Origin of the sequence: Streptomyces sp. NPDC090442 (genome assembly GCF_044769405.1) — a bacterium.
Taxonomy (GTDB): Bacteria; Actinomycetota; Actinomycetes; order Streptomycetales; family Streptomycetaceae; genus Streptomyces.
Window position 1 is genome coordinate 1 of record NZ_JBIVXW010000172.1, and the last position, 4,199, is coordinate 4,199.

Here is a 4,199-nt window from a genome sequence, read left to right on the forward strand (position 1 = left end):
CCGGACCGGACTTCCACCGGCAGGCGACGACGAGCTTCCGAACAGCAAGAACACCGCTACGTCACGGTGTCACCTCCTGTTCTGCTGGGCGCACGAGAAACCTTCAGTGACGGGGATGTAGCCCGACGATTCAGGGTGACGCGGATGTCTGCGAACCGCTGGCGGCGGGCGTTGGCTTCAGGCGGTCGGCAGGCACTGGTGTCCAAGGGACCCGGCGGCGCCCGCTGCAAGCTGGTCCCGGGACAACTTCGGGTTCTGGAGACGGTGTTGGATGCCGGACCGGCCGTCTCCGGCTGGAGTGACCAGTGCTGGACGCTGGCCCGGATCGCTGAGATCGTGCGCAGCCGGTTCGGCGTCGAGTACACCCTGGCCGGGCTGGACCTGTTGCTGCACCGCATCGGCTGGAGCGTGCAGGCCCCCTCTCGCAAGGCCACCGAGCGGGACGAGGCGAAGATCGCCGTCTGGAAGGAGGAGCAGTGGCCTGTCATAAAAAGACGGCGGCGGACTTGGGTGCCTGGCTCTGCTTCGAAGACGAAGCCGGTCAGGGCCTGAGGCCGCCCAAGGGCCGCACCTGGGGTCGCCGAGGCCACACGCCGGTGGTGCGGGTCACCGCCGCAGGCACCAAGCGTGTCTCCATGGCGGCGCTGATCTGCACCAAACCCGGCCGCCAACCACGGCTGATCTACCGCATCCACCTCGATCGCGGTCCCGCCAAGGGCCGCCGCAAAGGCTTCACCGAGACCGACTACGCCCGCCTGCTGGATGCTGCGCACCAGCAGCTCGGGGGCCCCATCGTTCTGGTCTGGGACAATCTGAACATGCACGTCAGCCGCAACATGCACGAGCTGATCGCCGCCCGGTTATGGCTGACCGTCTACCAACTGCCGCCCTATGCCCCAGAGTTCAACCCCGTCGAGGGGGTGTGGTCGCACCTGAAAAGGTCGCTGACCAACCTCACCAAACACAGTCTCGATCAGCTCACCGCGTTGGTGAAGACGCGACTGAAACGGATGCAGTACCGTCCCCACCTCATCGAGGGGCTCATCGCCAAGACTCGGCTCGACCTCCAACCGCCGTAACCTCAGCCGTTAAAGATCTCTAGACTCGCGGGGCCCGGAACGATTTAAGCAGCGCGGCCCGGTCACAGATCTCCTCGTCGTTAACGGACAGTCGGCGGTGCCCGACGGGGTCGGGCAACACGGCGAGGGCTGTTCCGGTCCGGGTCAGGTGGTTGGGTGTCTGTCGTGGGTGATGGCGCCGGCCTGGATGACCAGGGGCATGTGCAAGGCGGGGTCGGCGAGGGCGGCGAGGTTTTGGAGGGGGTCGGTGTCCAGGACGATGGCGTCGGCGCGGGCGCCGACGGTGAGGGTGCCGATGCTGCCTTCTTGGCCCAGGAGCCGGGCGGCGTTGGTGGTGGCGGCGCGGATGACGTCAATGGGCGGCTGGATGCGGGCGCGGATGCGGAACTCTTCGTTTTGGTGGCGATGCATGCCGCCGAGGAGGTCGGAGCCGTAGACGAGGGTGACGCCGCCGCGGTGGGCGCGTTCCAGGGCGGCGAGCCCTGCGTCCAGGACGTCGTTGACCTTGCGGTGGCTGTCTTCGGGCAGGCCGAAGCCGGGGCCTTCGTTCGCCAGGGCCCAGTAGGTGACCAGGGTGGGGACCAGGAAGGCATCGTGTTCGAGGAGGAGCTGGACGCTGCGGTCGTCGATCAGGTTGCCGTGTTCGATGGAACGGACGCCTGTTTCGAGTGCGCGGTTGACGGCGCGTGCGTGGTAGGCGTGGGCGGCGACGTAGCGGTTGCAGGCTTCGGCCTCCTCGACGGCGGCGCGCAGTTCGGGCATGGAGTACTGGGTGGAGTCGATCCGGTCGGTGGGGGATGCGACGCCGCCGGAGGCCATGACCTTGAGGTGGTGGCTGCCCTTGCGCAGTTCGTCGCGGGCGGCGGCGCGGACGGCGTCCACGCCGTCGGCGATGCGGGAGTCGTCGCCGCAGCAGGGGTGGTCGTCCCGCAGGTGGGTGCCGGGGCCACGGTAGTCGCCGTGGCCGCCGGTCTGGGACAGGGCCCGGCCGCCGAAGGCCAGCCAGGGGCCTCGGACGGTGCCCTCGGCCTGGGCCGCGGCGATTCCGTAGTCGGCACCGCCGAGGTCGCGGACGGTGGTGAAGCCGCGGTCGAGCATCCCGCCCATGATCTTGATCGTGTGTGCGGCGACGTACAGGGGGGAGGTGGTGGCGATCGAGGCGAGGTCGGCGGTGATGGCGGTGACGTGGACGTGCGCGTCGATGAGTCCGGGCAGGACGTAGGAGCCGCGCATGTCGCGCGTCTCGGCATGCCGGGGGGCCCTCAGGTGGGTGCCGCGCTCGACGACCCGGCCGTCGACGGCCAGCAGGTCGCCCTCGGTGTAGGTGCCGGATTCGGGGTCGAGGATGCGGGCATTGCGCAGCAGGAGCGGGGCAGTGGAGGGAAGGCCGGTGGTCATGGGCAAAGTGCTCCTTGCGCGGTAATGGTGGTTCGGCCCGTCTGGGCGGGGGCGGAAACGATGCGTTCCAGCGGGCGGTGGCCGGGATGCTGACGCCCCTGGCGGCGAGGACGGTGATGGCCCGGCCTGAAGATGCCGGCGAATCAACAGGTGGACGGGGATACCGACCCGTCCGGCCATGACCGTGGCCCCGGCGGCGTCGGGGCCACGGAATCCGTCGGGGCAGCGTTCATGGCGGACAAACGCGACATGCCATGCAACGGTAGATGCGTATATCGTCATCTGCAACACTTGATGCGGAACCCTGTAGCCCGCCGGACGGGCCAACACAGTCGGCGCACTCGCCACGTCGGCGATGGATGATGCTGTGGGCCCGCACAACGCCCGGGGAAACGGAAGGAAATACGGTGGAGCGACCCGAGGGCGAGGCGAAAGCACGGGATCCGGAGGATCCGGCCTCCGCCGTGGCCGGGCAGTGGCTGCGTGAGCAGACCTCCCGGACATCGCTCAGCCCCAAGGCGCAGGCCGTCTTGGACGTACTGGCGGCCCAGCCACGCATGAGCACCTACGGCTCCACCCAGCAGATCGCGAACGCAGCCGGCGTCAACGGGGCCACCGTGACCCGCACCGCACAGGCACTCGGCTTCTCCGGCTGGCCCGCCCTCCAGAACGAACTCAGGGCCCGCTACCTGACCTCACTCAGCGTCCCCGAGATCACCGCCGAACACCACACCCGGCAAGACGGCGTCTTCGCCGACTCCCTGCGCCGCGACCTGGAATCCGTCGCCCTGACCAACCGGCACCTCGATGCGGCCACCGCCCAGCAGGTGGTGGCCACAATCGCGACCAGCCGGCGCACTCTGGTCAGCGCCGAAGGCAGCTACGCCGCAATCGGCCTGGCCCTGACGCACAACGCCGCGCTGGCCGGGTACCCCGTCGAACTGCTCGGCGACCACGGCCGGCCCGACACTCTCAACACCCTCGCCGACATCGGCCCACAGGACACCGTCATCGCCATCAGCCTCTGGCGCCTCTACGAGAACACCGTCCGCACGGCGCAAGCCGCCCGGGAACGCGGCGCCACGGTGTGCGCCATCACCGATTCGGCCACCACCACCCTCGCCCGCACCGCACATCATGTCCTGACCGTCCCCGCCGAAGGCACCGCCTTCTTCCCCTCCCTCACCGCCGCCCTCGCCCTCGCCCAGGCCCTGTGCGCCCAACTCGCCACGCACCGCCCCGAGTACACCACCGAACGGCTGCGCCGCGCCGAGGAGTTGTGGGAACGCTTCGGCATCCTCCACGTATCACGCACACCCCCGCACTGACCCAGCACCGGCTGAACCCGCGACTGTCCGCCTGCGGACGAAGGTCACCAAGGGAGCAGGCAGCCGCGCGGCGGCACTCGCGATGGTCTTCAAGCTCGTCGAGTCTGCCCAGGCTCGGTGGCGGGCCGTGAACGCGTCTCACCTCGTCGCTCTCGTCAGGGCAGGGGCCCGCTTCGAACGTGGCCATCTCGTGGAGCGGCCTGGGAGGCTTGCAGCGTGAACTGCCTGGTGGGTGTGGCGGTCACACGGTTTTGATGGCGCCGGCGTTGATGGCGTAGTCGGCGCCGTGGATGGCGGCTGCCAGGGGTGAGGCCAGGTAGGCCACGAGCGCGCCGACGTGGCCGGGGTCGACGAACTCGCCGGTGGTCGCCCCCATTTCGACGGGGACCTCACG

At 69.2% G+C, this 4,199-nt stretch carries 4 protein-coding genes and 1 pseudogene; 4 read left to right on the top strand and 1 reads right to left on the bottom strand.

The genetic code is table 11. The features are described from left to right. The first annotated feature begins 66 nt into the window (after nt 1-66). Together ACIQU6_RS43865 and ACIQU6_RS43870 are read left to right on the top strand one after the other, a co-directional pair. A complete protein-coding gene (locus tag ACIQU6_RS43865) occupies nt 67-552 on the top strand; it encodes a winged helix-turn-helix domain-containing protein (protein WP_403488205.1) in 486 nt (161 codons plus the stop codon). Then, nucleotides 507-1,079, top strand: a complete 573-nt coding sequence (locus ACIQU6_RS43870) for a transposase (protein ID WP_403488199.1) — start codon at nt 507-509, stop codon at nt 1,077-1,079. The genes ACIQU6_RS43865 and ACIQU6_RS43870 overlap by 46 nt, the downstream gene beginning before the upstream one ends. A 144-nt stretch (nt 1,080-1,223) precedes the next feature. Here the strand turns inward: ACIQU6_RS43870 and ACIQU6_RS43875 are convergent, their stop codons facing one another. Further along, nucleotides 1,224-2,477: an amidohydrolase family protein gene (locus tag ACIQU6_RS43875; RefSeq protein ID WP_403488201.1), complete on the bottom strand. Its 1,254-nt coding sequence runs from the start codon at nt 2,475-2,477 to the stop codon at nt 1,224-1,226. A gap of 407 nt (nt 2,478-2,884) precedes the next feature. On the opposite strand from ACIQU6_RS43875, the gene ACIQU6_RS43880 reads away from it, so the two are divergent. Beyond that, nucleotides 2,885-3,805, top strand: coding sequence for a MurR/RpiR family transcriptional regulator (locus tag ACIQU6_RS43880; RefSeq protein WP_403488203.1), 921 nt, complete (start codon nt 2,885-2,887; stop codon nt 3,803-3,805). Nucleotides 3,806-3,821: 16 nt separating this feature from the next. Then, nucleotides 3,822-4,025 (top strand): annotated as a pseudogene (locus ACIQU6_RS43885) (IS256 family transposase); the annotation flags it as partial. Between the last annotated feature and the right edge of the window lie 174 nt (nt 4,026-4,199).

Bases quoted from the DNA above. Each gene is read 5' to 3' on its own strand.
- ACIQU6_RS43875 (WP_403488201.1), bottom strand. From the start codon at position 2,477: ATGACCACCGGCCTTCCCTCCACTGCCCCGCTCCTGCTGCGCAATGCC.